General features: G+C 39.4%; 24 protein-coding genes. 17 read left to right on the forward strand and 7 right to left on the reverse strand.

The window, feature by feature from the left end; genetic code table 11:
• Positions 1-89 precede the first annotated feature (89 nt).
• Positions 90-398 (reverse strand): hypothetical protein, encoded by a 309-nt coding sequence (locus tag R0J88_RS06010; RefSeq protein ID WP_410899402.1) that lies wholly within the window; start codon positions 396-398, stop codon positions 90-92.
• 80 nt (positions 399-478) lie between these two features.
• Entirely contained in the window at positions 479-1,297 is an 819-nt protein-coding gene (locus R0J88_RS06015; protein WP_410899403.1) for a helix-turn-helix transcriptional regulator, read from the reverse strand.
• Between the two features lie 112 nt (positions 1,298-1,409).
• On the opposite strand from R0J88_RS06015, the gene R0J88_RS06020 reads away from it, so the two are divergent.
• Positions 1,410-4,511, forward strand: coding sequence for a beta-galactosidase (locus R0J88_RS06020; RefSeq protein WP_410899404.1), 3,102 nt, complete (start codon positions 1,410-1,412; stop codon positions 4,509-4,511).
• 72 nt (positions 4,512-4,583) lie between these two features.
• On the opposite strand, the gene R0J88_RS06025 is transcribed toward R0J88_RS06020, so the two are convergent.
• Entirely contained in the window at positions 4,584-5,729 is a 1,146-nt protein-coding gene (locus R0J88_RS06025; protein ID WP_410899405.1) for an iron-containing alcohol dehydrogenase, read from the reverse strand.
• A gap of 184 nt (positions 5,730-5,913) precedes the next feature.
• Here R0J88_RS06025 and R0J88_RS06030 point away from each other — a divergent pair, with 184 nt between their 5' ends.
• Together R0J88_RS06030 and R0J88_RS06035 are read left to right on the forward strand one after the other, a co-directional pair.
• Complete coding sequence (locus tag R0J88_RS06030; protein ID WP_008128897.1) at positions 5,914-6,798, forward strand: AraC family transcriptional regulator; 885 nt, start codon at positions 5,914-5,916, stop codon at positions 6,796-6,798.
• A 51-nt stretch (positions 6,799-6,849) separates the two neighbouring features.
• Positions 6,850-8,475 (forward strand): diguanylate cyclase, encoded by a 1,626-nt coding sequence (locus R0J88_RS06035; protein ID WP_410899406.1) that lies wholly within the window; start codon positions 6,850-6,852, stop codon positions 8,473-8,475.
• Positions 8,476-8,529: 54 nt separating this feature from the next.
• Here R0J88_RS06035 and R0J88_RS06040 read toward each other — a convergent pair whose 3' ends face one another.
• The gene (locus R0J88_RS06040; protein WP_410899407.1) at positions 8,530-8,949 is read right to left on the reverse strand and encodes a VOC family protein; all 420 of its coding nucleotides are present in this window, start codon (positions 8,947-8,949) and stop codon (positions 8,530-8,532) included.
• A gap of 195 nt (positions 8,950-9,144) precedes the next feature.
• Between R0J88_RS06040 and R0J88_RS06045 the strand changes: the two genes are divergently transcribed.
• The 3 genes from R0J88_RS06045 (at position 9,145) to R0J88_RS06055 (ending at position 12,208) form a co-directional block, all read left to right on the forward strand.
• Positions 9,145-9,513, forward strand: coding sequence for a hypothetical protein (locus tag R0J88_RS06045; protein ID WP_006791831.1), 369 nt, complete (start codon positions 9,145-9,147; stop codon positions 9,511-9,513).
• Positions 9,510-9,887 (forward strand): hypothetical protein, encoded by a 378-nt coding sequence (locus R0J88_RS06050; protein WP_006791830.1) that lies wholly within the window; start codon positions 9,510-9,512, stop codon positions 9,885-9,887. The genes R0J88_RS06045 and R0J88_RS06050 overlap by 4 nt, the downstream gene beginning before the upstream one ends.
• A 131-nt stretch (positions 9,888-10,018) precedes the next feature.
• Positions 10,019-12,208 carry a fasciclin domain-containing protein gene (locus tag R0J88_RS06055; protein WP_410899408.1) on the forward strand — a complete coding sequence of 730 codons (2,190 nt, stop codon included), beginning with the start codon at positions 10,019-10,021 and terminating at the stop codon, positions 12,206-12,208.
• Between the two features lie 42 nt (positions 12,209-12,250).
• Here R0J88_RS06055 and R0J88_RS06060 read toward each other — a convergent pair whose 3' ends face one another.
• Together R0J88_RS06060 and R0J88_RS06065 are read right to left on the reverse strand one after the other, a co-directional pair.
• Positions 12,251-13,096, reverse strand: coding sequence for a sterol desaturase family protein (locus tag R0J88_RS06060; protein WP_006791828.1), 846 nt, complete (start codon positions 13,094-13,096; stop codon positions 12,251-12,253).
• Entirely contained in the window at positions 13,086-13,538 is a 453-nt protein-coding gene (locus R0J88_RS06065) for an SRPBCC family protein (protein ID WP_410899409.1), read from the reverse strand. The genes R0J88_RS06060 and R0J88_RS06065 overlap by 11 nt, the downstream gene beginning before the upstream one ends.
• A gap of 94 nt (positions 13,539-13,632) precedes the next feature.
• Between R0J88_RS06065 and R0J88_RS06070 the strand changes: the two genes are divergently transcribed.
• The 4 genes from R0J88_RS06070 to R0J88_RS06085 all read left to right on the forward strand — a co-directional run bounded on the left by R0J88_RS06070 (position 13,633) and on the right by R0J88_RS06085 (position 17,693).
• A complete protein-coding gene (locus tag R0J88_RS06070; protein WP_410899410.1) occupies positions 13,633-14,634 on the forward strand; it encodes an AraC family transcriptional regulator ligand-binding domain-containing protein in 1,002 nt (333 codons plus the stop codon).
• Between the two features lie 93 nt (positions 14,635-14,727).
• Positions 14,728-15,498 carry a substrate-binding periplasmic protein gene (locus tag R0J88_RS06075; RefSeq protein WP_410899411.1) on the forward strand — a complete coding sequence of 257 codons (771 nt, stop codon included), beginning with the start codon at positions 14,728-14,730 and terminating at the stop codon, positions 15,496-15,498.
• A gap of 46 nt (positions 15,499-15,544) precedes the next feature.
• Positions 15,545-16,477, forward strand: coding sequence for an alpha/beta fold hydrolase (locus tag R0J88_RS06080; RefSeq protein ID WP_410899412.1), 933 nt, complete (start codon positions 15,545-15,547; stop codon positions 16,475-16,477).
• A gap of 127 nt (positions 16,478-16,604) precedes the next feature.
• The gene (locus R0J88_RS06085; protein ID WP_410899413.1) at positions 16,605-17,693 is read left to right on the forward strand and encodes a polysaccharide lyase family 7 protein; all 1,089 of its coding nucleotides are present in this window, start codon (positions 16,605-16,607) and stop codon (positions 17,691-17,693) included.
• Here R0J88_RS06085 and R0J88_RS06090 read toward each other — a convergent pair.
• Positions 17,683-18,087, reverse strand: a complete 405-nt coding sequence (locus R0J88_RS06090) for a nucleotide triphosphate diphosphatase NUDT15 (protein ID WP_410899414.1) — start codon at positions 18,085-18,087, stop codon at positions 17,683-17,685. The two genes, R0J88_RS06085 and R0J88_RS06090, sit on opposite strands and share 11 nt — an antisense overlap.
• Positions 18,088-18,270: 183 nt before the next feature.
• On the opposite strand from R0J88_RS06090, the gene R0J88_RS06095 reads away from it, so the two are divergent.
• The 7 genes from R0J88_RS06095 (at position 18,271) to R0J88_RS06125 (ending at position 25,779) form a co-directional block, all read left to right on the forward strand.
• A complete protein-coding gene (locus R0J88_RS06095) occupies positions 18,271-20,154 on the forward strand; it encodes a propionyl-CoA synthetase (protein ID WP_410899415.1) in 1,884 nt (627 codons plus the stop codon).
• Between the two features lie 227 nt (positions 20,155-20,381).
• Positions 20,382-21,461 (forward strand): methyl-accepting chemotaxis protein, encoded by a 1,080-nt coding sequence (locus R0J88_RS06100; RefSeq protein WP_008128866.1) that lies wholly within the window; start codon positions 20,382-20,384, stop codon positions 21,459-21,461.
• A gap of 275 nt (positions 21,462-21,736) precedes the next feature.
• Positions 21,737-22,498 carry a DUF6515 family protein gene (locus tag R0J88_RS06105; RefSeq protein WP_058428403.1) on the forward strand — a complete coding sequence of 254 codons (762 nt, stop codon included), beginning with the start codon at positions 21,737-21,739 and terminating at the stop codon, positions 22,496-22,498.
• A gap of 225 nt (positions 22,499-22,723) precedes the next feature.
• Positions 22,724-23,503, forward strand: coding sequence for a DUF2189 domain-containing protein (locus tag R0J88_RS06110; protein WP_006791813.1), 780 nt, complete (start codon positions 22,724-22,726; stop codon positions 23,501-23,503).
• A 203-nt stretch (positions 23,504-23,706) separates the two neighbouring features.
• A complete protein-coding gene (locus tag R0J88_RS06115) occupies positions 23,707-24,069 on the forward strand; it encodes a DUF2237 family protein (protein WP_058428401.1) in 363 nt (120 codons plus the stop codon).
• A gap of 239 nt (positions 24,070-24,308) precedes the next feature.
• Entirely contained in the window at positions 24,309-24,824 is a 516-nt protein-coding gene (gene dps, locus R0J88_RS06120; RefSeq protein WP_006791810.1) for a DNA starvation/stationary phase protection protein Dps, read from the forward strand.
• A gap of 163 nt (positions 24,825-24,987) precedes the next feature.
• Entirely contained in the window at positions 24,988-25,779 is a 792-nt protein-coding gene (locus R0J88_RS06125; protein ID WP_410899416.1) for a hypothetical protein, read from the forward strand.
• The last annotated feature ends 101 nt before the right edge of the window (positions 25,780-25,880 follow it).

Consider the following 25,880-nt stretch of genomic DNA (forward strand, 5'->3'; position numbering starts at 1 on the left):
GCGCAATTAAGCAACCTAAGTATGTACTTAACCAGCCTTGTAGCGCACAGGCGCAGGCAGTTATATACAAAGTGTTTAAAATTTAAAAACTAGCTATAAAAATTGGGTGGCGGAACATCTGGTGGGTAATTTAAACCATTGTAGCAAGCAGGCTGAGTTGCTTGGCTTTGTTCAGGGTTTATAGAGTGATTTAGTGTACTGTAGTAACCACAGTGGCAATGCTGATGGGCATGAATTTCGGTAGGTGGTTGCGCGTCTTCATCGTTTGTATCGGCCACAGACTGAATGTGCGAAGCATGATCGACTTCTTCTTGTAAATGATACGCGGCAGCATCACAGCTAATAAAGCTGTGTACAAGCACAAGAAGTATCACGACTAAAAAGTAGTTTGAGCGCATCCATTACCTAAAACTATAAAATGCAATTTAAGAAACCGCACAATACCTTAAATTTATTCAAATGTAGAGAGCCGCTCACGTTATTTTCTAAATTCACTTGGTGACACACCCACTGATTTTTTAAACCGTTTTGAAAAATTAAATATATTAGGGTACCCCACGTAAGCGGCAATATGGGCAACCGGCCAGCGGGTATTTAGTAGCAAGTTTTTAGCCCGTTTAATGCGTAAATAAATAAGCTGCTGCATTGGGCTTTTACCAAATTGTGCCTGGCATAACCTGTGTAAATGCGGTGCTGAGTAATGTACTTGTTCGCACATGGCGTCTATTGTCCAATCAAACTGAAGGCGCTCTTCTATCTCTAAAAACAAACTAGTTAACCGGTTGTGCCCGCCTATTTTCGGCTCGCTTTGAAGCGTAGTGTTTAAGTAGTGACTTAAAATAGGCATAACGCCTTCGCGCAAAGTAGCGTTACTTTCGCTGTATAAAAGCTCCATTGCAAAGTGCAGCGGCTGTAATTTTTGATCATAAAGTACCAGCGCCTCAACTAAGTTTAAGTGTTTCCAACGATTAGTATTTGCAAGGTTTAACCAAATAACATCCCAATGCGCAGCATCAATTTTAACTTCAAAGCCTTGCTTGGCGGGTAACACAATGAGCGTATTCGCTGTCAATGTATATTGGTTATGTTCTGTAACCAACTTTCCTTGACCTGATAACGTATAAAACAGTGTGTGCTCCAAAGGCGATGAGCGCGCAACACAATATCGCCCAGATAAGTTAGAGCACCCAGCTAGCGTAAGTTCCAAATCTGAGGCTTGTGCTAAAGCCGCTACGTCAATAAACCGCTCTATACAAGTAGGGCCAATATCGAGTACATCTACAATGGTGTTGCGCATAATTTAAAATGATAGTTTTGGATAAATAAAAGAGAGCTTTAAGCATAACCGCAACGCATTATTTTAGCTATATTTAAGCCACTATAATTGCCACACATGCAATAGGACACTAATGAACTCACTACAGCACATAATTAACCGTCGCGATTGGGAAAACCCTATTTCGGTGCAAGTTAATCAAGTAAAAGCACACAGCCCACTTAATGGTTTTAAAAGCGTTGACCATGCCCGTACAAACACGCAATCACAAAAACAAAGTTTAAACGGCCAGTGGGATTTTAAATTATTTGATAAACCCGAAGCGGTTGATGAGTCATTACTAAGTGAGGCACTCGCCAGCGACTGGCAAAGTATTCCAGTGCCTTCTAACTGGCAATTACACGGCTTTGATAAACCTATTTACTGCAACGTTAAATACCCATTTGCCGTAAACCCGCCATTTGTACCAAGCGATAACCCAACAGGTTGCTACCGCACAGAGTTTACTATTACGGCGGAGCAATTAGCTCAGCGTAACCATATTATTTTTGAAGGCGTTAACTCGGCGTTTCACCTTTGGTGTAACGGACAATGGGTGGGCTACTCGCAAGATAGCCGCTTACCCAGCGAATTTGATTTAAGCGAGCTGTTATTGGCTGGCACCAACCGCATTGCGGTTATGGTTATCCGTTGGAGCGATGGCAGTTACCTAGAAGATCAAGACATGTGGTGGCTAAGCGGTATATTCCGCGATGTTAATTTACTTACCAAACCACAAAACCAAATACGCGATGTATTTATAACCCCAGATTTAGACGCCTGCTACCGCGATGCCACTTTGCATATAAAAACCGCAATAGATGCGCCAAATAACTACCAAGTAGCAGTACAGGTTTTTGATGGTGAACAGGCACTGTGTGAGCCACAAATACAAAACACTAACAATAAACGCGTTGATGAAAAAGGCGGCTGGAGCGATGTCGTATTTCAAACAATTGATATACAAAGCCCTAAAAAGTGGACAGCCGAAACCCCGACTCTATATCGCTGTGTTGTAAGCTTATTAGATGAGCAAGGCAACACTGTAGATGCAGAAGCCTACAACATTGGCTTTAGAAAAGTAGAAATGCTTAACGGGCAGCTTTGCTTAAACGGCAAGCCGCTGCTTATTCGCGGTGTTAATCGCCACGAGCATCACCCAGAAAACGGCCACACGGTGAGCACTGCCGACATGATTGAAGATATTAAGCTGATGAAGCAAAATAACTTTAATGCAGTACGTACCGCTCACTACCCTAACCACCCTCGTTTTTACGAGCTGTGTGACGAGTTAGGTTTATACGTAGTAGACGAAGCCAATATAGAAACTCACGGCATGTTCCCAATGGGTAGGCTTGCAAGCGACCCGCAGTGGGCTGGCGCATTTATGTCGCGCTATACGCAAATGGTTGAGCGCGATAAAAACCACGCCTCTATTATTATTTGGTCATTGGGTAACGAATGCGGGCACGGTGCCAACCACGATGCAATGTACGGCTGGTCAAAAAGCTTTGATCCATCGCGCCCAGTGCAATACGAAGGTGGCGGCGCAAATACTACCGCTACCGACATTATTTGCCCTATGTACGCCCGTGTAGATACGCACCTTGCCGATGACGCCGTACCTAAATATTCAATTAAAAAGTGGTTGAGCCTACCGGGCGAAACGCGTCCACTTATTTTATGTGAATACGCTCATGCAATGGGTAACAGCCTAGGTAGCTTTGACGATTACTGGCAAGCATTTAGAGAATACCCGCGTTTGCAAGGCGGCTTTATTTGGGATTGGGTAGACCAAGGTTTATCTAAAACTGACGAGAACGGTAAGCACTACTGGGCTTATGGTGGCGATTTTGGTGATGAACTAAACGACCGCCAATTTTGTATAAACGGCTTACTATTTCCAGACCGTACACCGCACCCAAGCCTGTTTGAAGCTAAATACAGCCAGCAACATTTACAATTTACGCTGCGAGAGCAAACTCAAAACCAATACACCGTTGATGTATTTAGCGATTATGTATTTAGAGTAACCGATAACGAAAAACTGGTTTGGCAGTTAATAGAAAATGGCCAATGTATAGAGCAAGGCGAGCAAATTATTAGTATTGCTCCGCAAAGCACGCAAACGCTAACTGTTAATACAAAAACGGTGTTTAAAGCAGGTGCGCAATATCACCTTAATTTAGATGTAGTACTTATTAACGACTGCAGCTTTGCAAGTGCCGAGCATGTATTAAACACCGAGCAATTTAAGCTTATAAATAGCCAAAGTTTAAGCGCTGATACATTTAAGCCCGCTTTAGTAGCTGCTTCAGCACATGGCACTGTAAATATTAGTGAAACCGATACGAAGATAAGTATTGAAGGCGATACCTTTAAACTTGTGTTTAATAGCCAATCAGGCCTTATTGAGCAATGGCTACACAATCAAACCCAAGTTATTAAAAGCCCATTAGTTGATAATTTTTACCGCGCCCCGCTTGATAACGACATAGGCGTAAGCGAAGTAGATAACCTAGATCCTAATGCATGGGAAGCGCGCTGGCTAAGAGCGGGTATTGGGCAGTGGCAGCGTACATGTCGCTTGTTTGAAGTCGTGCAATCAAACAAAGATATACGTATTACATGTGTATTTAGTTATGAATTTAATGGCGCAGTACAAGCAAAAACAACTTGGCTTTATACACTTAATAATACCGGTGAAATTAGCTTAAATGTTGATGTACAACTAAACGACACTTTGCCACCCATGCCACGTATAGGGTTAAGCACAACACTTAATAAACCAAGCGATACACAAGTAAATTGGCTTGGTTTAGGCCCATTTGAAAACTACCCAGATCGCAAAGCGGCTGCGCGCTTAGGGTATTACAGCGCACAATATAATGAGCTACATACACCGTATATATTCCCAACCGATAATGGCGTACGTAGTGATTGCCAATTACTAAGCATTAATAACTTAAACGTTACTGGTGCGTTTTTATTTGCCGCCAGCGAGTACTCACAAAACATGTTAACGCAAGCAAAGCACACCAATGAGCTAGTAGCTGATGATTGCTTACATGTACATATTGATCATCAACATATGGGGGTTGGCGGCGATGACTCGTGGAGCCCAAGTACACATAAAGAATATTTACTAGAAAAAAAACAGTACAGTTATTCACTTACCTTTTCTGCTAAAGACTAAAAATTTTTAGTACAAAAAAAGCCGCTACCATAAAAAGTTAGCGGCTTTTAGTTTTATATTACTTATTAGTGCTTAAGCAACTGCTTGCTCTAAAATTTCACGGCTTTGTTTGAGTGTAATCGCCTGGTTTTCACCAAGTGCTAGCATGCCATGCGCTTCAAGTTTACCAATAATATTGTCAATAGCGGCGGCTTTGTCATCGCCATGCTCAGTAAGCACAGTGGCTACATCTAAGCTGTGGTAAAACGCCTCAATTGCTTGAATTGTTTGCTCTGCTAAATCATCAGATTGCGCTAAGCCAAATACGTTTTTACCCATTTGCTCTAGCTTCGCTTTCTTAACGTCAAACTGGTTACGTAGTAAAGAAGGCTGAACAATAGCAAGTGAACGTGCATGGTCAACACCGTAAGCGGCTGTAAGCTCGTGCCCAATCATGTGTGTTGCCCAATCTTGTGAAACGCCTGAACCAATTAAGCCATTAAGTGCTTGGTTTGCAGCCCACATTAAGTTTGCACGCCATGCATCGTCTTGGTTTTCAAAGTTATCGCCCAGCGTTTTAAGCGTTCTTAAAAGTGCCTCTGCATAACCTTCTTGTACTAACGCATTTTGTGGGAAAGTTAAGTATTGTTCACAGGTATGTACCCACGCATCAACTAACCCGTTTACAAGTTGGCGCTGCGGTAATGTTTTCATTACATCTGGGTCCATAATCGCAAATTTAGGCAGTACTTCAGGTGATGCAAACGGTAGTTTTTGTTGTGTTGCTTCTTTACTAACAACCGAGTTCTGATTTGATTCAGAGCCCGTTGCAGGTAACGTAAGTACAGCCCCCAGAGGTAGAGCTTTTGTGATTTTGTATTTACCCGTTAATATATCCCAGCCTTCACCGTCGTATAATGCGGCCGCTGCAACATATTTAACGCCATCAATTACAGAGCCGCCGCCTACACCTAATACAAAGTCGATATCTTGTTCTTTACAAATGTTTACGGCTTGATCTAGTACCTCAACAGTTGGATTTGCACCAACGCCCGAAAACTCGACCCAATCAAAACCTTCAAGTGCGGCAACAACTTGGTCGTACACGCCATTTTTTTTAATAGAACCACCGCCGTAAACGACTAATACTTTTTGATCTTTTGCGATCAAATCAGTTAGTGATGCAATTTGCTGTTGGCCGAACTGAATAAGTGTTGGATTTACGTAGCTAAATTTCATTATTTTGCTCCTAGGTGACGGTTAAATACTAAGTAGAGTACTTAGTTACTCACTAAACTAAATTTCAATGAGTGCATATTAGTGGCAAAACAAACATTAAAAAAGCCTAATAAATGCCTAAAGCTTGCCTAATACTGCCAACATTGTTATTTTACGCAAAATTTGTACGACACAAGGTTTTTTAATGCCCACTATAGCCAGTATGTTGCAGCAATACGCCGAACAAAATGATTTGCTCAACTTTGAAGGCGTAACGAAAACGATTATTCCCGGTGTTTATTTTCATCGTGCGAGTAAAAGCTCACCTCGTCAGCCACTCATTTATAACTCTGGTATTATTTTAGTTGGTCAAGGGCATAAAATTATTCATTTTCCTGATCATCAAATAAAATATGGTGCAGGCGACTACCTTGTTTTGGGTGTCCCCGTCCCCCTTGAGTGCGAAGCCTTTACTGATAATGGCCTACCGGTAATGGGCGTAGTAATTGATATAAACCCAGTAACATTGCATAAGTTAGTAAACCAAATGGGCGAATATACACCGTTTACTTCTGGGCAAATGAGCGGTGTACAATCAGCAAAAATAGATGGTGCTATGGAGCAAGTAACTCATCGTTTATTAAGCGCACTTAATAACCCTTTAGAGGCCGAAATTTTTGGGCAAGACATAATAAAAGAGCTGGTATACCGTGTACTTTGTGGCCCTCAGGGTCATACCTTAATTGGCCTTGCTATGCACGATGGGCACTACGCCCGAATAGCTCGAACGCTTTCTACTATGCATAAAAGCTATGCAGATCAAATTACGGTTGAAGGCTTGGCTGAAGAGGTAAATATGAGTGTGTCGTCGTTTCATCGTGCCTTTAAACAAGTGACCTTTGAATCGCCATTGCAATACTTAAAAAAAGTACGCTTAGCAAAAGCAAAAGAACTCATTACAAACAACGGTAGTAAAGCAAATGAGGCCGCATTGAAGGTAGGTTACACCAGCCCCTCGCAGTTTAGCCGTGAGTTTAAGCGCCACTTTAATAAAACGCCAAGCGAGGTCGTACCTCAATTAAATAGCTAAATGAATGGGCTCTGCTAATATAAAATTATGTAGTATTTTTATCTTGCGCCTATGGCTTACAAAAAGTTTAATGCACTTTTCCTACCTAACACTCTTAAAACGCAACTAAAAAGGTATTTGCTGTTAGGTGTTATTTTTGTTTTTTCTAATCTTTTATTTAATAAGTCTGCATTTGCAAATCAACATTGTGAAATTAACCAAATTAGTCCACAAATCACTTCAGTAAACACATTAAATAAACAAACGCCTTTAAGACTAAAAATTCAATCTGGCAGAGTTCAATACTCTGTAAATTGCCAGTTACAGCAAGCTGGTGTTCTTAGCTTTAACCGCTCTACCCTTGAGCGCTTTGAGTGGCGTCAAAACGATGAAATACACAACCCAATTAGATACAACAAACCAGCTTATTTTATCGACTCAGGTGCAACAACCGCCCTATTAACTTTGTATTCTCCAGTCGAGTTTCGCCCGGTATTTAAGTGGCAACCAATGCCTGTATTTATACAAAAAAGCCAACAACAAAACCTAATATTAGGGCTGTTTTACGGCTTGTGTATCACGCTTATATTGTATGTATTAATTATGGGGAGCCGCCTTAACGACGATACATTTAAGCTCTACAGCTTATACATTTTTTGTATTGGTGGCTTTATTCTTATGCAAGAAGGGCAGCTGTATTTATTTTTAACCTCGCAGCACAGTAGCAGTTTATTTAACATATACCTTTTATTTATTGGCCTATGTGTTCTAAGCGCGACATGGTTTATTTGCGCTCTTTTACAAATCAAAACAAGTTGGCCAAAAGTAGATACTGCCTTAAAGTGTTTAGCTGCAGTTGTCATGTTATTTAGCGTTTTACAAATACTCTTTAAAACCCCTCAAGTATGGGCTCTTTTAAGTAAAGCTACAGGCTATGTAACGCTTTGTATTGTAGGGTGTGTCTTTGTGCTTTCCGCTTTGCAAGCACGCAAAGGCATTCGTGAAGCAACACTGGTGTTTATTGCTCTAAGCTTTGTATTTGTCAGTATGATTTTTAGAATATTATTAATAGACGAAAGTCCATTTATGCGTCGCTACGGGTTAATTATAGCTTTTGCTGTAGAGTCATTTTTACTCGCCGTGGCGGTTTCAAGGCGTATTAGTCGGATGAGGATTGCAAAAAAACGCGCCGAAACCGAAGCCGATTATGATCACCTTTGTGGTATTTTAAACCGTAGGGGATGGTGTAAAAAATCGGCAGATTTAATAGAGCATCATATAAAAAGTGGCGGTGTGCTCTGTTTAATTTATATAGATTTAGATGACTTTAAACAAATAAATGACACTCACGGTCACGCCGTTGGAGACCAAGCACTGTGTAAAGTTGCTCACCACTTAAAAGCTATTGTGCGCAGTAACGATGCCATAGGACGTTTAGGAGGTGATGAATTTGTAGTGCTAGCGCACTTTTATACTAAGGCTCAGGTAAGTCCAAAAGTTCATTTTTTTAAAACTGAATTAGCCAAACTCTTTATTGATCATAATACTGAACAATTAGCCATAAAAGCGAGTGTTGGTAGTGCTGTATTTAGTGACCCACCTAAAAACATTGATGACCTTTTAAAAGCTGGCGATGCTGCTATGTACCATGAAAAGCTAAAAAGAAAAGCAACACCGCTTACGTTAGTCGATCTATAAAATCGTCAAATTTTTCACATAAAAAAACCACTAAAAAGTGGCTTTTTATAAAAGTTATACTTTTCTAAATAAAACCTCGGGGTTAACCATGGTTTTCATTTCGAGCACATTGCCATTAGTATCTTCGATAAAAAATGTTTCTTGCTCAAATTCATCGCCAATGAATCGACGATATGGCTTATCTAGGTATTCTAAGCCAGCATCTTCTATACGTTTTTTTAAATTGTTAAATTCATCTTCAGATAAGTGAATGCCAAAATGAGGAACCGCAACCGCCCCCATATCTACATCATGGCGAACAGTAGGTAATCGTTCAACGCTTTGGTGTAATGTAAGTTCGTTACCCCAAAAGTCGATGTCGACCCAAAGACCCTCTTCACTATTACCGGTTTTACAACCGAGTACGTCACAATAAAATGTTTTAGCTACTTCTAAGTCGCCGGCCGGAATTGCCAAATGCAAACAATTAGACATAAATTACCTTTGGTTATTTCTTAATCTTTAATAAGTTTTCTATATTATACATAAATTGTAATTTACATTACACAAAACACTTCTTTTGAGCATATTTAAACCTTACGGTAGCTTTATTTGATTTTTTTAACTATTGACTCGCAATAGTAAGCACTGCTTTTAAACATTCCCGAGTTACTTTAAACTAAGCGCCCTATGCTTAAATTCTTCCTCGTAAAATTCATCGCTTTTTTTATTGGCTGCTTACTGTGCTTTGTATTGCACACTGTATTTAATATACCTGCAGTTATTGCTGCATCCTCAGTAGGGCTTACGGGCTCATTTATTCCTTTTTCTCAGTTATTTAAAAACCACCCGAGCGCTGCTATCTATGCAGGGAGTTTTGCTGGCATGTGCTCGTCGAGTTTAATTAGCAGCTACTGGGAACTGGGGTTTATTTCACTTATAGGCGCATGTTTATATGTACTTACTTTAAATTTATTTTCTGGTTTTGGGGGAAAATTAGGAAGTATTGCATTTGTAAGCGTTACTGTATTTGCTCTAGCTAAAGGTTCTTTTTTATGACAATAGAATACCCTGCCATAGCATTTTGCGGCGCTTTACTAACATTTTTACTTGCCAAACATAAGCCTTTTAGCCCTGTTAGCGCCTCTTCCGGCTTATCTATAATTGCTTACTATTTTTTTTATTATTTTAACTTACAGCCCGAGCTTTATAGTGCCATTTTTTTTGGTGGTACGTTTATTGGTATGAGTGCGCCAAAGCGTTTTGGTGTATATACAATAACCAGTGCAGCAATGATTTTTGCGATCTTATTTGAATATTTAGTTCCTAAAATTAATAATTATGGTGGAGCACTGGGTATTAGTGCTTTTTTATCTGTATGTGCTTGTCATATATTTATTTTATTTGGGGCACCACGTAGTAAAAAGCGATAAATAGTTTAATCCCGAACAAACTTCACAGCTACAAGCGTTCAAAAAACACTCAAACAAACTTGATCCATTATAAAAAAATGCCCGTAACGTTACGAGATTGTTAATTACATCTCACACAGAAGGATCAGGTCATGAACAAATTACTGAAGGTATGCCTCATTACATTTCCCTTGTTGCTAGCACAAGGGTGTAATGACGATGATGACGATAACACCCCTGTACAAGTTGAGCCCGAATCATCTTCAACCATTGTTGACGTAGCAAGAGACGCGGGTAACTTTACCACTTTAGTTGCAGCACTAGAGGCAACAGGTTTAGACGATACTCTTGCCGACACTAGCCAAGAATTTACTGTTTTCGCTCCTACCGATGATGCCTTTGCGCTACTTGGCGAAGACACAATAAACGGATTGCTAGCAGATACAGATACACTTAGTTCAATACTTACTTATCACGTAGTTTCAGGTAGCGTTAACGCTGAAGCAGCAATTGGTCTTGCTGGTACAACGGTTGACACTGTAAACGGCGGCAAAGTCGCTTTATCGTTAAATGGCGATAGCTTGTTAATAAACACAAGCACAGTAACCATGACTGACATTGCAACTGACAACGGCATCATTCATGTAATTGATGCAGTACTTATGCCTATCGCCACTGCTGAAGCAGCACCAACTACCAATATCGTCGAAACAGCACAACAGGCAGGTGGATTCACCACGTTACTTGCTGCATTAGACGCTGCGGGTTTAACAGCAGCATTAAGCGACGAATCAGCACAGTTCACTGTTTTTGCCCCCACCGACGCGGCCTTTGAAGCCGTTGGTAGCAAAATGATCAATACGCTTTTAGCAAACCCAGATGTACTTGGCGACATTTTAAAGCAACATGTTTTGACTGGCGCGGTTGATTCGGTAACTGCTATGTCATTAAATGGTCAATCTGCAGAAACGCTGCTAGGCAACTCTCTTCCAATTACAATTAATGCCGAAACAGACATGTTAATGTTTGGTGGTGCCAATATTGTGGTTAAAGACATTGCTACAACTAATGGGGTAATTCATGTAATCGATTCAGTTATTGTGGCTGATGTAACACTGCCTGAAAGCTTTGGTACAATTGCTGATGTTGCCAGCGATAATGGTAACTTTACAACACTGATTGCCGCACTAGGTGCTACAGGGTTAGACACTTTAGTTGCTGATCCTACCAATACATTTACAGTATTTGCTCCTACCGATGACGCTTTTGCAGCGCTTGGCCAAGACACTATTGATGCACTACTTGCAGACACTGATACACTTCGCGATATTTTACTTTACCATGTAGTTGCTGATGCAAGCGTTTTGTCTGACGCAGCAGTCACCATTGCAAATAGCGAAAATAATAAAGTGGAAATGGCAAATGGCGATATGGCCGCCATATCATACGTAGACAGCGCACTGTTTATCAACGACTCTGCCGTCACTGCGGCAAATGTAACAGCCGATAATGGTGTAATTCATGTACTCAATAAGGTCATTATGCCACCAGCCGAAGTAGGCACACCTACCAAAACAATTGCTACTGTTGCAACAGAAACAGACGCACTTTCAACATTAGTGACAGCCTTACAAGCTGCTGATTTAGTTGATACGTTTAATGATACGACAAAATCGTTCACCGTATTTGCTCCAACAAACGCCGCATTTAGTAAAATCCCAACGGATACCTTAAACGCGCTACTCGCTGATACAGATGCATTAACCGGCGTATTAACGCAGCACGTTTTAGGTGCTCAAGTAGGTAGTACAGATGCGTTTGCAACAAACGGTAAAATGGTCACTACGCTTGCTGAAAACATGATAAGTGTAAACATTGTCGACTTTACTAGTACCACCAATGCTGCAACAGACAGTGTTGCATACGATGCAGACAACGCACGCTTAGTAACAGGCATGGCTGATAGCACTGCGGGTAAAACGCTTTACGTTTTTGACAACGACTTAGGTGAGTCAATGAGCGTATGTGAAGATACATGTGCTACAACGTGGCCACCAGTGCTGGGCACAGCGGACTCTATTGAAAACATACCGGGTTTATCACTTATTGCTCGTGCAGATAGCACTATGCAGGTTGCATATCTAGGTCGTCCATTATACACCTACTCAGGCGATACTGCTCCGGGCGATGAAAATGGTCAAGGTGTAGGCAATGTTTGGTGGCAAGTAAGCTTACCTGCAACTTCATTGCAAGTTGCTGGTAGTAACGTAACAACTACCGACATATACACTAGCAATGGCGTGGTTCATTTGATTGATACAGTCATTACTACTGCACAATAGTTTCTTTCCTTAAACAACAAAGTTAAGAGTGGATAACCACTCTTAACTTTTATAACTCACGTCATTATCATTGTTTTTCTGCGAACTAGTTGGGTAACCAAATAAAATACTTAGCTTAGCTTTAAACCCTTTTGCTGTATAAGTTTGTTTAATTAAATGCCACCATTGATGAAATGTAATTGTGACTGGATTATTGCTATTTAACTGCCCCACAATGCCATACTTACATGGCTTATTAGAGTCTTCTTCAACAAATGTACCAAACAACTTATCCCAGATTATAAGTACGCCTGCAAAATTTTTATCCAAGTATTCTCGGTTTATAGCGTGATGAACACGATGATGCGACGGTGTATTGAATACGCTTTCAAACCACCCAAGTTTTTTAACTATTTGTGTATGCACAAAAAACTGATATGCCAAGTTTAACGCAACAACTGTAAGTACCGTTATAGGATCAAAGCCGATTAAAATCATGGGTAACCAAAATACCCACATACCTGCTAAGGGATACATTAAGCTTTGCCTGAATGCCGTTGTAAAATTCATTTTTGTAGAGCTATGATGCACAACATGTGCAGCCCATAACCAATGAATATTATGCGACGCCCTATGAAACCAATAATACAAAAAGTCTTGAAATATAAAGGCAAACAAAACGGTAAATACCGAGAGCTCTATATCGAACACGCGGTATTCATATAACCAATTAAATAATGGCATCAGTAATATTAAAGAAACCGCATCAGCACCTTGGTGCAATAACGCCAAGGCCGTATTCGCCATGCTGTCTTTTATATCGTAAAAACGCCTGTATTTAATAAATTCAACACTAACAAATACTAAAAAAATGGGACTAAGTGCAAGTAAAATTACTTCAATGGTCATGCTGTGCCGCCTTAAAATAATGCTGTAATTTTTTAAGTGCTTGCGATATATCATGTTTAACAAGTAACTTTATTAAGCTACCCGGCATCCACCATGGTGGCCTAAAGGCGATACAATACCTAAGCGCTGTAGCTGTATTACCTTCATACTCAATGGGAGTTAAATATATGTCTCCTTGATGATTCTCCACCGGCTTATTACCCATTATGCGATAGCAAATATGATTACTGCTGGCATGTATAATTTGTTCATTAAAAGCAACAAGCGGCGTTTTAACTTGCCTTATGGCACCTGCCCCACCTTTCATTTCACCTTTATTATGGGGTTTTAATTGTGAAAATTGAGCATTAAAAAAGCGCTCTAAATAGGCATGTTCCAGCAATACAGCCGCCACCTTCTCAGGCGGAGCAAATAAAGTACATTTTAAATTTATAGAAACCATAAGTGACCAATACTTAAAATAAGGCCTCTAGCATAATAAAATTTAACGTGGCAAACTTGCTCATACGCGATCATTTTTTAGCTTTAGGCGACAAATGCAAACCATTGCCGATCATTACTTTTCTAGTATTCTTGATTATTTACAAAGCCAAGGTTTAAATAATGAAGATGCTCTAAAGGCAATTAATTTTACTGAATTTAGTAATCGTACAAAACAACAACTATCACCACGCATAAGCCTCAAAAGCTATAACGCATTGCTTAATTATGCTCAAAATACACTTAAAGATCCTTTGTTTGGCTTTAGACTAGGTCAGCATATTCGTACGGCTGACTATGGCGTTTTGGGATATTTAGTCGAGTCAAGTAACGGATTAGGCAACGCTATACAAGCGCTTTTAAATTACGACTGCCTAGTCGCTAATATAGGTCAAGCACAATTTGAGCAACGCAAAAGCCAGGCAACTATCCGCTGGTTTCCTCATGCTCAATGTAATGAACAAGTAGTATTAAGAAATATGACAGCTTGGGTGAGTGTTGTACGCCAATTACTCAATAACGAATTATCACCGACACAAGTTAGCTTTCAATATCACTTTACTCAACCGCAGATAAATACGCTAGCAACATGGTTTAATTGCCCAATTTTAACTAATGCAAAACACAACGAAATTTGTTTTCCGAGTAGCTATTTAAACCTGAACTTTAAAACTGATAACGCTGCTATTTATTTAGCACTAAAGCAAGTATCTGATCAGCAATTAAGTCATTTTACTAACCAGCAAAATATAACTGAAAATGTCAGCCAAATTTTAATGGCAAAGCTCGATTTACAAAATTGTACGTTAATACGCACTGCAAATGCCCTAAGTATGACACCACGCACCTTGCAACGGCACTTAAAATTGCACGGTACAACGTTTGCCCTCATGCTTGAAAACGAGCGAAAGCGACGTATTAACGAACTGCCTAATAAACCTAATTTAGCACAGCTAGCATTGCTGCTCGGATTTAAAGATCAAAGCTCTTTTAATCGTGCTTTTAAACGCTGGTATTCGTGCAGCCCACTAGAATACTTTAAAACGAAGATGGGGTAATTTTACTTTGATTTACTTTTATTAAACATTTAAGTTTATATTTCAGGCAATATTATTTAAACTCAACCAATGTTGGCTAAAAAAGACTTTTTTATGTACCTGCGTGTTGTAATTAGCGCCTTTGTATTTATGTTTTGTACTGCGGTAAATGCAATGAGTACAGTAAACTTTATTGCCGAAGATTTGCACCCTTATCACTTTAAAAACGAGAATGGTCAAGCCGATGGCGCGCTTGTTGACATAGCCAAAGCCGTTTTAAAAATCACATCATTAAACGCTAAATTTGAAATAATGCCCATGGCGCGCGCATTTCACGAGCTTGAAAGTAATCCAAACACTATTTTACTTTCTTTATTAAAAACTCCTACGCGCACAAATAACTTTAAATGGTTAGGCAGTGTTTATTTTACCGACGCTTACGTGGTTAGCTTAAAAAGCAATAAAGCACAAGCCACACACTTAAACCACACTAAGTTTTATAAAATAGGCACTATTCGCGGGTACTCAAGTGCTAAGTATTTAAAGCAAATGGGCTTTAAAGAAGACAAAAATTTAGTATTGGTGAGCTACTACCAGCAACTTTGGCAAATGCTTTACAAAAAACGTATCGACTTTGCCTTAATGAATACACTCACATTAGAAAACGAGTTAAAAATGTCGGGCTTAGATCCAAACCTTATCACCAAGCGCATTCACTTAGATAACTTTCCTTCAACGCTTTATTTTGCCAGTAATAAAATGCTTGAAGAAAGTACAGCCAACGCCTTATCGCAAGCACTTGTAATAATTAAGAAAAGCGGTGAGTACGAAGCAATTTTAAACAAATGGAAACTTCCGCTTCCTACCACTGCCAATAAACTGTAATAAATACGCACTAAAATTTTAGTAAAGCTGATAACCTAACTTGGCTATGCGAACAATTAAAACACCGCACGGTATAACGCTTAACTATCAAGATGAAGGCAATAAACACTCTCCTACCGTTATTCTAATAATGGGTTTGGGTGCTCAGATGACCGTATGGCCAGATTCACTATACTATGGTTTGGTTAACAATGGCTTTAGAGTTATCCGTTTTGATAACCGTGATAGCGGACTGTCGACTCATTTGGATCATTACCCCTCCCCTAGTTTAGTGAAATCTTGGCTGAGTAAGCGCCTTCCCATACAAAGCCGAACTCCCTATTTGCTCGATGATATGGCAAACGATGTATTGTCGCTTATGAGCGCCCTTAAAATTAAAAAAGCCCACTTTGTTGGCGCATCCATGGGTGGAATGATTGCCCAGCTAATTGCGGCGCAACATAAAAAAAAGGTACTGAGCTTAACCGCTATTATGTCAAGTTCAAGCTTGCCAAGACTGAGCGCTAAAAGCATTGGCGTATTTATTAAGCTTGCCAAATTAAAACCAAAAACACCAAGCCGTGATGAAGCAATTAATTACAACATTAAACTAAACCAACTAATTGGCAGCCCAGCTTACCCACAAACAGAAGCCGCCCTTCGGCTTCATGCAACACAAATAGTTGAGCGTTCAAACAACCCTAATGGCTACAAACGCCAGCTCATTGCAATGGCTGCCAGTAAAGATAGACAACATTTAATTCGAAAAATTAAAACACCTACATTGGTCATTCATGGTAGTCATGATGTAGTCATTAATGTGGGTGAAGGTAAAAAAACGGCCATGCTAATAAAAAAGGCAAAACTAAAAATAGTGCCTGGTATGGGCCATAATTTTGCACCAGAACTCATGCCAAAAATGACAAAATGGCTCACAAAGCATATTAAAAAGGCACAACGTAAATACATTAAAAAAAGCTCAAAAACCAAATTGGTATAACCAAACCTAAAAGTAAAAAATAAAAAACACAGCAATTGGTAATGTTGATATTTTAAATTGGTATGTTAGATTAACATTAATCAAGGTCGATATTGTCCTTCATTAACATCATCACACAGAGACAACAATGAAAAATCTAACATCTACTTTTAAACTCACAGCACTGGCTGCTATTACTCCCTTGCTGTTTATGGGCTGCGCAAATACAAGCACACCTATTGATAGCAATACACCTGTTCCTGCATCAAAGTTTGATTTATCACAATGGAAAATAAACGTACCTGTTGATTTAAACAACGACGGTAAAATAGACACAATTGATGTTGAAGAAATTCAAACTTACGCGCACCCTGATTTTTTCTATCTTGACGATCAAGGTTACATGGTATTCACCTCGCCAAATAAAGCTTTAACCAGCGCTAACTCTACCAACACCCGCAGTGAGTTAAGGCAAATGATCCGCGGTACTAACACAAAAATAAAAACAAAAAGTTCAAAAAATAATTTTGCATTAGCTGTTCACCCACTCTCTGAGCGCTTTGGCTCTGTAGGTGGAAAAATGGAAGCCACGTTGAAGGTTGATCATGTGGCATTACGCGCAACAGACTCAAGTAAAAAAGCCGCATATTCTGTGGTGGTAGGACAAATTCATGCGGGGAAAGACCAAGCCCTAATAGATACAAAACTGGGTTATGGTTGGGGTAATGAGCCTCTTAAAATTTATTACAAAAAATGGCCCGACCATAAAATGGGCTCCGTTTTTTGGAACTATGAACGTAACTTACCAAAAACAGATTCTAACCGAACTGATATTACATACCCAGTATGGGGAAACACGTGGGAAAACCCTAATGATCCGGGTGTTGAAGGTATAGCGCTTGGTGAAGATTTTAGCTATACCGTAAACGTACATGGTAATGTAATGCACCTTACCTTTAGCGCAAAAGGCAAAGAGGATGTTAACTACTCAATTAACTTAGGAAACAATGTTGATGCCAACGGCAAAGTGGACGACAAAGATCACCCGCATGGTTATGCTGCCGATTGGCATTATTTCAAGGCCGGTGCTTATAACCAATGTAGTACTAAATCGTCTAAAGGTATTTGGTACCCTGGCTGTTTAGGCACAGGCGAGTGGGCACTCGACAAACAAAACGGTGACTACGCACAAGTGAGCTTTAAAAAGTTAATATTAAGCCCATCAACTAAGCCGTAAGTGTTGCTGTAGTTAAATAGTTTTTAAGTGATGTAAACAGTGGTGAAGGTAAGTTATTAATATCGCACCAGCGCCACTGTATACATTTATTTGGCTCGTTTAGCACAGGCTCACCACCTTCGTAATCAGCTTTTACGTACAAAGTAATGTAGTGTTTGTTTTCAGCAATAAAAATATCGTTAGTAAAATCAAGCTTAGTTATTTGACTAACATTCAGCCCTGTTTCCTCAAATACCTCGCGCATTGCACACAGCTCAACGCTTTCGCCAAATTCTAAATGTCCACCCGGCGTTGCCCATGTATTTGCACCATGCGCACCAATGCGCTCACCTAATAAAATAGTGTTTTGTCGCATAATAATAACGGCAACACCCACTCTAACGTCGTTACTCATACAATTAATTCCTTACAAATATGAGGCTATGCTGAGCCGCGCGCCTTAATTTGTCAAACTCACTGCAGCTGCATATTAACCATGTGATTAACTTTTAGCCGACCAAGGTCGAATAGCCTAGGCACATAAAAAAGCCTACCTTTTGTAAGGTCTCTCATACATATTTAGTTTTAGGAGCCTATTATGTCAGGCCTGTATAAACAGCAATACACGAGCTTTAAACAAAACCCAGCCCAGTTTTGGCTAGAACAAAGTAAAAACATTCCCTGGTACAAAACACCAAACCAAGCATATACGCAGGATAAAGACGGCCTTTATCATTGGTTTAGTGATGGACAATTAAATACCAGCTTTCTAGCGCTCGACCAACACGTAATTGCAGGCTTTGGTGACCAAACTGCGCTGATTTACGACTCGCCTGTTACCAATACAAAGCAAACTTATACTTACAATCAACTACAACAAGAAGTCGCTAAATTTGCAGGCGTAATAAAAGCACTTGGTGTACAAAAAGGCGATCGTGTAGTGATTTACATGCCCATGATCCCACAAGCTGTTATTGGTATGTTAGCTTGTGCTCGCCTGGGCGCTATACACTCCGTAGTATTTGGTGGGTTTGCAGCGCATGAACTAGCTGTGCGTATAGACGATGCAAAACCTAAACTCATACTGAGCGCTTCTTGCGGTGTAGAGGTCGATAGCATCATTGAATACAAGCCACTTATTGATGACGCCATAGAGCTTGCCAATCATAAAATAGATCACTGTATTATCTATCAGCGCGACCAAGTTACTGCCAATATGGTCAACGAACGCGATATAGATTGGACACACGCAATGCAAACCGCACAGGCGGCAGATCCAACACCTTTAAATGGCAACGATCCACTTTATATTTTATATACTTCAGGTACAACAGGCGCCCCAAAGGGTGTTGTACGTGAAAATGGCGGGCACGCCGTAGCGATGAACTACAGTATGAAAACTGTTTACGGTATGGAGCCAGGCGAGGTATTTTGGGCCGCCTCAGATATTGGCTGGGTAGTTGGGCACTCTTATATTGTGTATGCACCATTAATGTACCGATGTGCAACCGTATTATATGAGGGCAAACCTGTGCGCACTCCCGACGCCACTGCTTTTTGGCGAGTAGTGGAAGAATATAAAGTAAGCGCCTTATTTAGTGCCCCCACAGCATTTAGAGCAATCAAAAAAGAAGATCCTACTGCTGAAGGCTTTAAAAAATACAATACCTCTAGTTTAAAACGATTATTTTTAGCAGGCGAACGCCTCGATCCGCCCACATACAATTGGCTAAAAGAGAAAACTCAACTTCCGGTACTCGATCATTGGTGGCAAACCGAAACAGGCTGGGCCATTGCGTGTAATCCAGTAGGGATAGAAACATTAACAACCAAACCTGGCAGCTCAACCGTACCTACACCGGGATTTGATGTTCGTATACTCGACATGGACGGTAATGAATGCGCAGCTAACGAACAAGGGGCCGTAGTTATAAAACTACCTTTACCACCCGGATGCTTACCCTCTATTTGGCAAGACACAGCCCGCTTTAAAGCCAGTTATTTAAGTGAATACGAGGGCTACTACCTCTCTGGCGATGGCGGATATATAGATGAAGACGGCTACTTATTCATAATGGGCCGCACTGATGACGTTATAAACGTTGCAGGCCACAGACTTTCTACCGGCGAAATGGAAGAAATTGTAGCGGCTCATCCTGCGGTTGCCGAATGCGCTGTATTTGGTGTTAACGACCCACTAAAAGGCCAGCTCCCAATGGGCATGATTGTACTTAAAAATGACTTTACAGGGTCAAGCGAAGAAGTCGAAAAAGCACTTATTGCCTCAGTGCGCAATCAAATTGGCGCCATAGCGTGTTTAAAAAATATAGTTAGCGTAGAGCGCTTACCTAAAACTCGTTCCGGAAAAATACTACGTAAAAACTTACGCCAACTTATTGATGGCGACGAACTACAAATACCTTCAACCATAGACGACGCGAGTATTTTTGAAGAAATAAACCAACAACTTACTATGCGTTAGTCCAACCAAACAAAGCCACTTTATAATTAATAAAAAGTGGCTTTGTTTATTAGGACATGGGTATACAGAGAGTTAAAAAGGAGTTAACTGAAACAAATAAGAGAATGTAGGTAAACGCTTAGTCACTTTTTAATAACAAACAGTGATTATAAATATAGGCTCAATAAAATTTTACCTCTATAATGATAACTAAATGTAAATTATTTTTTAAAAATCAAGGTCTAAATATGTTTGTTTTAAGTTCAACCTACTCGATATTGAAAAACGAAAATGACCAACTAAAAAAAGAAATTGAGAGTTTACGTAATAAAAATACAACGCTTATCAATGAAAATACTTCTCTAATTGAAGAGTTAAATAACCCAAATAATAATGAAGATCATAGTTTCACTCACTCATTACTTTCCAGCTCTATAAATGGTGTTGCTCAAATCGAAGATATAAGACAAACCGTATTGGGCTCTTACTCTAAAATTGATGAAGAAAACAAAGTAAGCGATAAGATAAACACCCTGCTCGAAAAATCAAATAGCTCGCTAAATCATATTGTCAAAGAAATGGATTTAATGACCAGTAAAATGGGAAGCATGACTGAAAACATTTCAGGCCTAGCTAGCATGGCCGGTAAAATCAGTACGTTTGTTTCAACAATTAGTAAAATATCAGATCAAACAAATTTATTAGCACTTAACGCTGCTATTGAAGCTGCCCGTGCGGGTGAAGCTGGCCGAGGCTTTAGTGTTGTAGCAGATGAAGTAAGGGTGCTAGCAACAAACACGAATAAGTCAGCGCAAGAAGTGGCCGACCTAGTAAAAGAAATTATTAACAAAACAGATGAAACAGTGGTATCAGTAGAAGGTATTAAAGAAAATAGTTCGCACCTAAGTGATAATTTTGATGCACTGAATACCGATTACACTTCAATTATCGATTTTTGTAACAACATGAAAAATACGATTTCTCAGGCTGCTACGTTGTCGTTTATTCAAACCGTTAAACTAGATCATGTTGTATGGAAAGGTGACATTTATGCAGTAGCAAATGGCCAAAGCAACAAGTCAGTTAATGACTTTAGCGACCATACAATGTGCCGATTAGGCCAGTGGTATAGTTCAGAGCAGTCTGCCGAATTTAAACACACCAATGCATTTAAACAATTAGAAAACCCGCATAGTGAAGTACATAAAAATGGTGTTGCGGCTCTGCACTCAATTCAAAATGGCGATAAAGAATCTGCAATTAAGCATATTCATAAAATGGAAGCAGCCAGCGAACGTGTGATGCATTTACTCGATGAGATTTGTTAGCCCCAGCTAAGCACTAATGAACAAGCTATTAAAATGATTTAAATTTTAATAGCTTGGCTTATAAGTTAGTCTTTAATTTTAACCTGCACTCTTTTTTTATCACATGTATAGATTGTTTAAAGCGCCCTGTTTAAAACTGTAATAATAAGTAAGAAACTGTTTAGCTTACGTAAAGCAATGTAAAGGAACGTCCAAACATTAAATAGGTCAGTTAATGTTCAGTTTCAGAGGTTAATATTAAGCTTAGTTATGTAACAACATAAACGAGGCACACTATGAAACTTACATTTTTACTATCGGGTATAATTGCCATTAGCGCGCTTTCAAGCACCGCAATTGCAGCGCCCAACGAGCGAGAAGCTCATAAAAATTATAAGCACGAAAACCCTAAACGCATTGAGTATAAGCGCGATGAACGTCGCCATGAAAAAAAACTACGCATAGAGCATAAAAAAGAAAAGCGCCAAGACCGTAAAAAAGAAAAGAACAAGCAAAAAAAGCAGCAAGAAAAGCGTAAACAACTACGTTTCGACAATCATAAATATAACTACCTAACTAATAGGTATAAGCCGCGTTATTACAAAGAAAATAGATACATAAGGCACTTGCCAAGAAGAAGTACCTCTATTTGGTTTAATGGAATTTCATTTAGCTTTAATGACGGCATTTACTACCGAAAAGCTAAAAAAGGCTATCACGCTGTGATGCCACCTCGCGGACTGCGCATTAAAAAACTTCCTAGACATTATTCGCGTATGAAACATCGCAACACCACATATTATGCTTATCAGAACGTTTTCTATATTGCCGATAACGGCGGCTATAAAGTGGTAGATGCGCCAATAATTCAGCGCAACAAAGCTATTAAAATTGGCAACGTCTTCGACTATAGCTTAGGGCAAGTTTACGATGAACTACCATCGTCAGCTGAGCCAGTTACCATAAACTCTCAGCAATATTTTAAATACAACGATATTTACTTTTTGCCACAAATAAATGGTGACGAGATACAATACCTAGCAATCAGCTTAGGCTGAGCATTATTTAACTACTTAACCTGCCTACAGGTTAAGTAGTACTTTATTAATATTGATTTCAGCAATCCTCCTATAAAATTTCCTTTTGTAATCCCCCGTTCTAAAAACATAAAACGTTTATTTAGTGAACAATTTTAATTTTAGCTCCGTATGTCTGTTTAATATTTGTAAATAAAGCGTTTATGACCTAAACCTAAATAGAGGCTTTATAGAGGAGCTCCACTTATGCCTACAACAAAAACAATTGAAAAAAATACCGAATTTGCTCGCTGTATAGAGTGTAACAAAGTAGATACGTTCGCTGCTTTTCACTGGTTAGCACTTGCGTTTAAAGATATGACCCGAGCCCCGTTACTTACTGTAATTTATGGCCTAGTGTTTAGTATTATTCCTGCAGCTATTATCTACTCTGCATTTTTTGCACAAAGCGTATTTGTAATTTTACCCGCCACTGTTGCGTTTGTTTTAATTGGACCCGCTTTCGCAGCCGGCCTATACGACGTAGCATGGGAACTCGAAAAAGGCCACAAACCCACTTTTAGGCATTCGCTAAAGTCGATGTTTAGAAACCCAGTTGGAGAGTGGGGATTTGCAATATTATTACTCGTAATAATGATTGCGTGGATGCGCATTGCCGCCCTTGTTCATGCTTTATACCCTAACTACGCTAACCCAACATTTGAAGAACTGTCAGCATTTTTAACGCTTGGTACAATTGCAGGTGGCGTTTTACTCGTGTCTGTTTTTTCAGTGTCTGCATTTACACCACAAATTATGATGGAAAGACGCGTAGACATAATGACAGCTATCGTCTCATCTATTAACGCCGTTAAAAATAATTTTGCGCCAATGGTTGTTTGGTCAATATGTATTTTCCTAATGGTTGCGCTTGGTTTTGTAACTGGGGCTGTTGGGTTTATTGTGATTATGCCACTACTTAGCTATGCAAGCTGGCACGCATACATTGCAGTAATCAAAACTAAAAAAGCCAGAAAATACGAATAGTTAACAAACATTAACTTAACTTGTGCCACGATCTGGTGAAACTAGTTTGTGGCACAAATAATACTTTTCCCCTCCTCCCTGCATTTAAGTGCCCCGATTTTTTTAAAAAGTCATAATTAAACATCCTCACTTTAGTAGCTATACTTTTTAGCGCCTGATAAAGTAATTTTTACTGTATTAAACATAATGACTTAAGGCACCTAATGGCAAATCAATTTAACGTTCTGGATTCCCGGTTGCAGTTATGCTGTGGGAATGGCGGGTATACTCGCGAGGGTTTTTGCTATGTACCAGACTCTGATCGCGGTAATCATAGTGTGTGTGCAATTATGACCGAAGAATTTTTACAGTTTTCGAAGTCACAAGGTAATGATCTCATAACGCCCAATCCACTTTACGATTTTAAAGGCTTAAAAGCTGGCGACAAATGGTGTTTATGCGCAATAAGATGGCTTCATGCGCAACAAGCAAACGTTGCGCCGCCAGTAATCTTGCAGGCCACTAATAAAAAATCGCTTGAAGTAATACCGCTTGAATTACTAAAGGCACATGAATACACCCGTTAAAAATATTCTAGTTTAGTTTCAGCAAATCTGTTTGGTCTGCAAATTTTACAAAAAGATGCAGACTTTTCATAACCACCTCATATTAATAAAAAACCAAACAAAAGCAAAAACACAAGCGACTGATTTAAAACAATTTTATTTAGTTTAACTTTCGGCATATTGATTGCTTCATACAATTATCACGTATTTATTACGTAAAGGACTACGTGAAAATATTAAATAGTTAAGTAGGAGAAGTTATGAGCAATACAAATAAGCAAGCTAAATTTACTGCACCAGGTATGAGCAACGAATCAGCTGAAAAAACTATCGCAGCCTTAGATAACCGCATGGTTGCACTTATAGATCTTCAATTAACACTAAAACATATTCATTGGAATGTTGTTGGTCCTAATTTTATAGGTGTGCATGAAATGCTAGACCCTCAGGTTGAAGCTGTGCGCGAAATGACAGATACAATAGCCGAGCGTATTGCCACTTTAGGCGGCATACCAGTAGGGACACCTAAGTCAATTGTTGACCGCCGTACATGGAACGAATATTCATTAGGTAAAGGACTTGTTACCGAGCATTTAGGCGCTTTAGATAAAGTGTACAACGGTATTAATGCCGATCACCGTAAAGCCATCGAAGCGGTATCAGATTTAGACCCAGTATCTGAAGATATGTTAATAAGCCAACTTGCCGATCTTGAGCAATTTCAGTGGTTTGTAAGAGCACACATAGAGTCAGCTACTGGTGAATTAACGCAATAATACCTTTATTACCTAAGTACCTTAGCCCAGCATTTTTGCTGGGCTTTTTGTTTAAATCATAAAACAAAATATCACTAAGGTATTTGAGCCGTGCAAGAACTTGTGGCATAAGAATTAACCTACTAGTATCAGTAAGTAGTTTTCAATATTGGTACAAATTAGTATGATAAGTTTTAATACCCCTAAACAATTTTGGCTTTTTTCTTTAATCTTTTTATCAGCCTGCGGTTCAGGCAGCAGTAATACCAAAGTTCCGCAATCAAATACAAGTGAAAGTCCGACTCCAATTACACAAAACAATATCGAAGATAATTACAACATTATTATTTATGGCAATAGTCACAGCAGTCAGTTAGGGCGGATCATTGAGCATATAATCGAAAACCAATACCCAGATAAGTCAGTTCAAACAACCACAGTGTCGGGACCTTTTTTAGATAATATTGTGAGTATTAGGGCAAACGTAGACAAACTTAAAAACAAAAATCTAAGCCATGCCATTTTTCAAGGCCAAAAATACTCTCAGTCTGGTTTAACAACTTACCCTACTGATGCCGCTGAGCATTTAATTTCATCAGCCAAGGCACAAAATATTACACCTATTTTATTTCCTGAACATCCACAAAGAGGCAACCCTGAAGAAGGCCAGCGTGTATACGACTTACATTTATCAATAAGCGCTAAACAACCTAGCTGCGTAGCTCCTATTGGCCTTGTTTGGAACAGGCTTTTAGTGTTAATGCCAAATGCAAAACTACATATGGATGATGGCAACCATGCCTCTTATGCAGGCAATGTATTAACAGCAATGACTTTTTCAGAAATAATTACTTCACGACCCGCGGATATCATGAAATTTGACCCAACTATTAATTTATCAAAGCAAGAACAAGCTCTATTTGGTCAAGTAGTTACCGAAGTGCTTAATTTATATCCTGCTTGTGGTGTAGGCTAATCTAATTATAAATCTATTTTTGTGTTTTAAATTTTTTACTTTAATTAAAAATAAAATGTCAGGTTATTCTCATTGTTATCGACTAATAACATAACAATCAA

This window comes from Pseudoalteromonas sp. SIMBA_162, assembly GCF_046535955.1.
Taxonomy (GTDB): domain Bacteria; phylum Pseudomonadota; class Gammaproteobacteria; order Enterobacterales; family Alteromonadaceae; genus Pseudoalteromonas; species Pseudoalteromonas marina.

Coding starts and splice junctions, on each gene's coding strand:
- R0J88_RS06010 (WP_410899402.1), bottom strand. CDS start 398: ATGCGCTCAAACTACTTTTTAGTCGTGATACTTCTTGTGCTTGTACAC.
- R0J88_RS06015 (WP_410899403.1), bottom strand. CDS start 1,297: ATGCGCAACACCATTGTAGATGTACTCGATATTGGCCCTACTTGTATA.
- R0J88_RS06020 (WP_410899404.1), top strand. CDS start 1,410: ATGAACTCACTACAGCACATAATTAACCGTCGCGATTGGGAAAACCCT.
- R0J88_RS06025 (WP_410899405.1), bottom strand. CDS start 5,729: ATGAAATTTAGCTACGTAAATCCAACACTTATTCAGTTCGGCCAACAG.
- R0J88_RS06030 (WP_008128897.1), top strand. CDS start 5,914: ATGCCCACTATAGCCAGTATGTTGCAGCAATACGCCGAACAAAATGAT.
- R0J88_RS06035 (WP_410899406.1), top strand. CDS start 6,850: ATGGCTTACAAAAAGTTTAATGCACTTTTCCTACCTAACACTCTTAAA.
- R0J88_RS06040 (WP_410899407.1), bottom strand. CDS start 8,949: ATGTCTAATTGTTTGCATTTGGCAATTCCGGCCGGCGACTTAGAAGTA.
- R0J88_RS06045 (WP_006791831.1), top strand. CDS start 9,145: ATGCTTAAATTCTTCCTCGTAAAATTCATCGCTTTTTTTATTGGCTGC.
- R0J88_RS06050 (WP_006791830.1), top strand. CDS start 9,510: ATGACAATAGAATACCCTGCCATAGCATTTTGCGGCGCTTTACTAACA.
- R0J88_RS06055 (WP_410899408.1), top strand. CDS start 10,019: ATGAACAAATTACTGAAGGTATGCCTCATTACATTTCCCTTGTTGCTA.
- R0J88_RS06060 (WP_006791828.1), bottom strand. CDS start 13,096: ATGACCATTGAAGTAATTTTACTTGCACTTAGTCCCATTTTTTTAGTA.
- R0J88_RS06065 (WP_410899409.1), bottom strand. CDS start 13,538: ATGGTTTCTATAAATTTAAAATGTACTTTATTTGCTCCGCCTGAGAAG.
- R0J88_RS06070 (WP_410899410.1), top strand. CDS start 13,633: ATGCAAACCATTGCCGATCATTACTTTTCTAGTATTCTTGATTATTTA.
- R0J88_RS06075 (WP_410899411.1), top strand. CDS start 14,728: ATGTACCTGCGTGTTGTAATTAGCGCCTTTGTATTTATGTTTTGTACT.
- R0J88_RS06080 (WP_410899412.1), top strand. CDS start 15,545: ATGCGAACAATTAAAACACCGCACGGTATAACGCTTAACTATCAAGAT.
- R0J88_RS06085 (WP_410899413.1), top strand. CDS start 16,605: ATGAAAAATCTAACATCTACTTTTAAACTCACAGCACTGGCTGCTATT.
- R0J88_RS06090 (WP_410899414.1), bottom strand. CDS start 18,087: ATGAGTAACGACGTTAGAGTGGGTGTTGCCGTTATTATTATGCGACAA.
- R0J88_RS06095 (WP_410899415.1), top strand. CDS start 18,271: ATGTCAGGCCTGTATAAACAGCAATACACGAGCTTTAAACAAAACCCA.
- R0J88_RS06100 (WP_008128866.1), top strand. CDS start 20,382: ATGTTTGTTTTAAGTTCAACCTACTCGATATTGAAAAACGAAAATGAC.
- R0J88_RS06105 (WP_058428403.1), top strand. CDS start 21,737: ATGAAACTTACATTTTTACTATCGGGTATAATTGCCATTAGCGCGCTT.
- R0J88_RS06110 (WP_006791813.1), top strand. CDS start 22,724: ATGCCTACAACAAAAACAATTGAAAAAAATACCGAATTTGCTCGCTGT.
- R0J88_RS06115 (WP_058428401.1), top strand. CDS start 23,707: ATGGCAAATCAATTTAACGTTCTGGATTCCCGGTTGCAGTTATGCTGT.
- dps (WP_006791810.1), top strand. CDS start 24,309: ATGAGCAATACAAATAAGCAAGCTAAATTTACTGCACCAGGTATGAGC.
- R0J88_RS06125 (WP_410899416.1), top strand. CDS start 24,988: ATGATAAGTTTTAATACCCCTAAACAATTTTGGCTTTTTTCTTTAATC.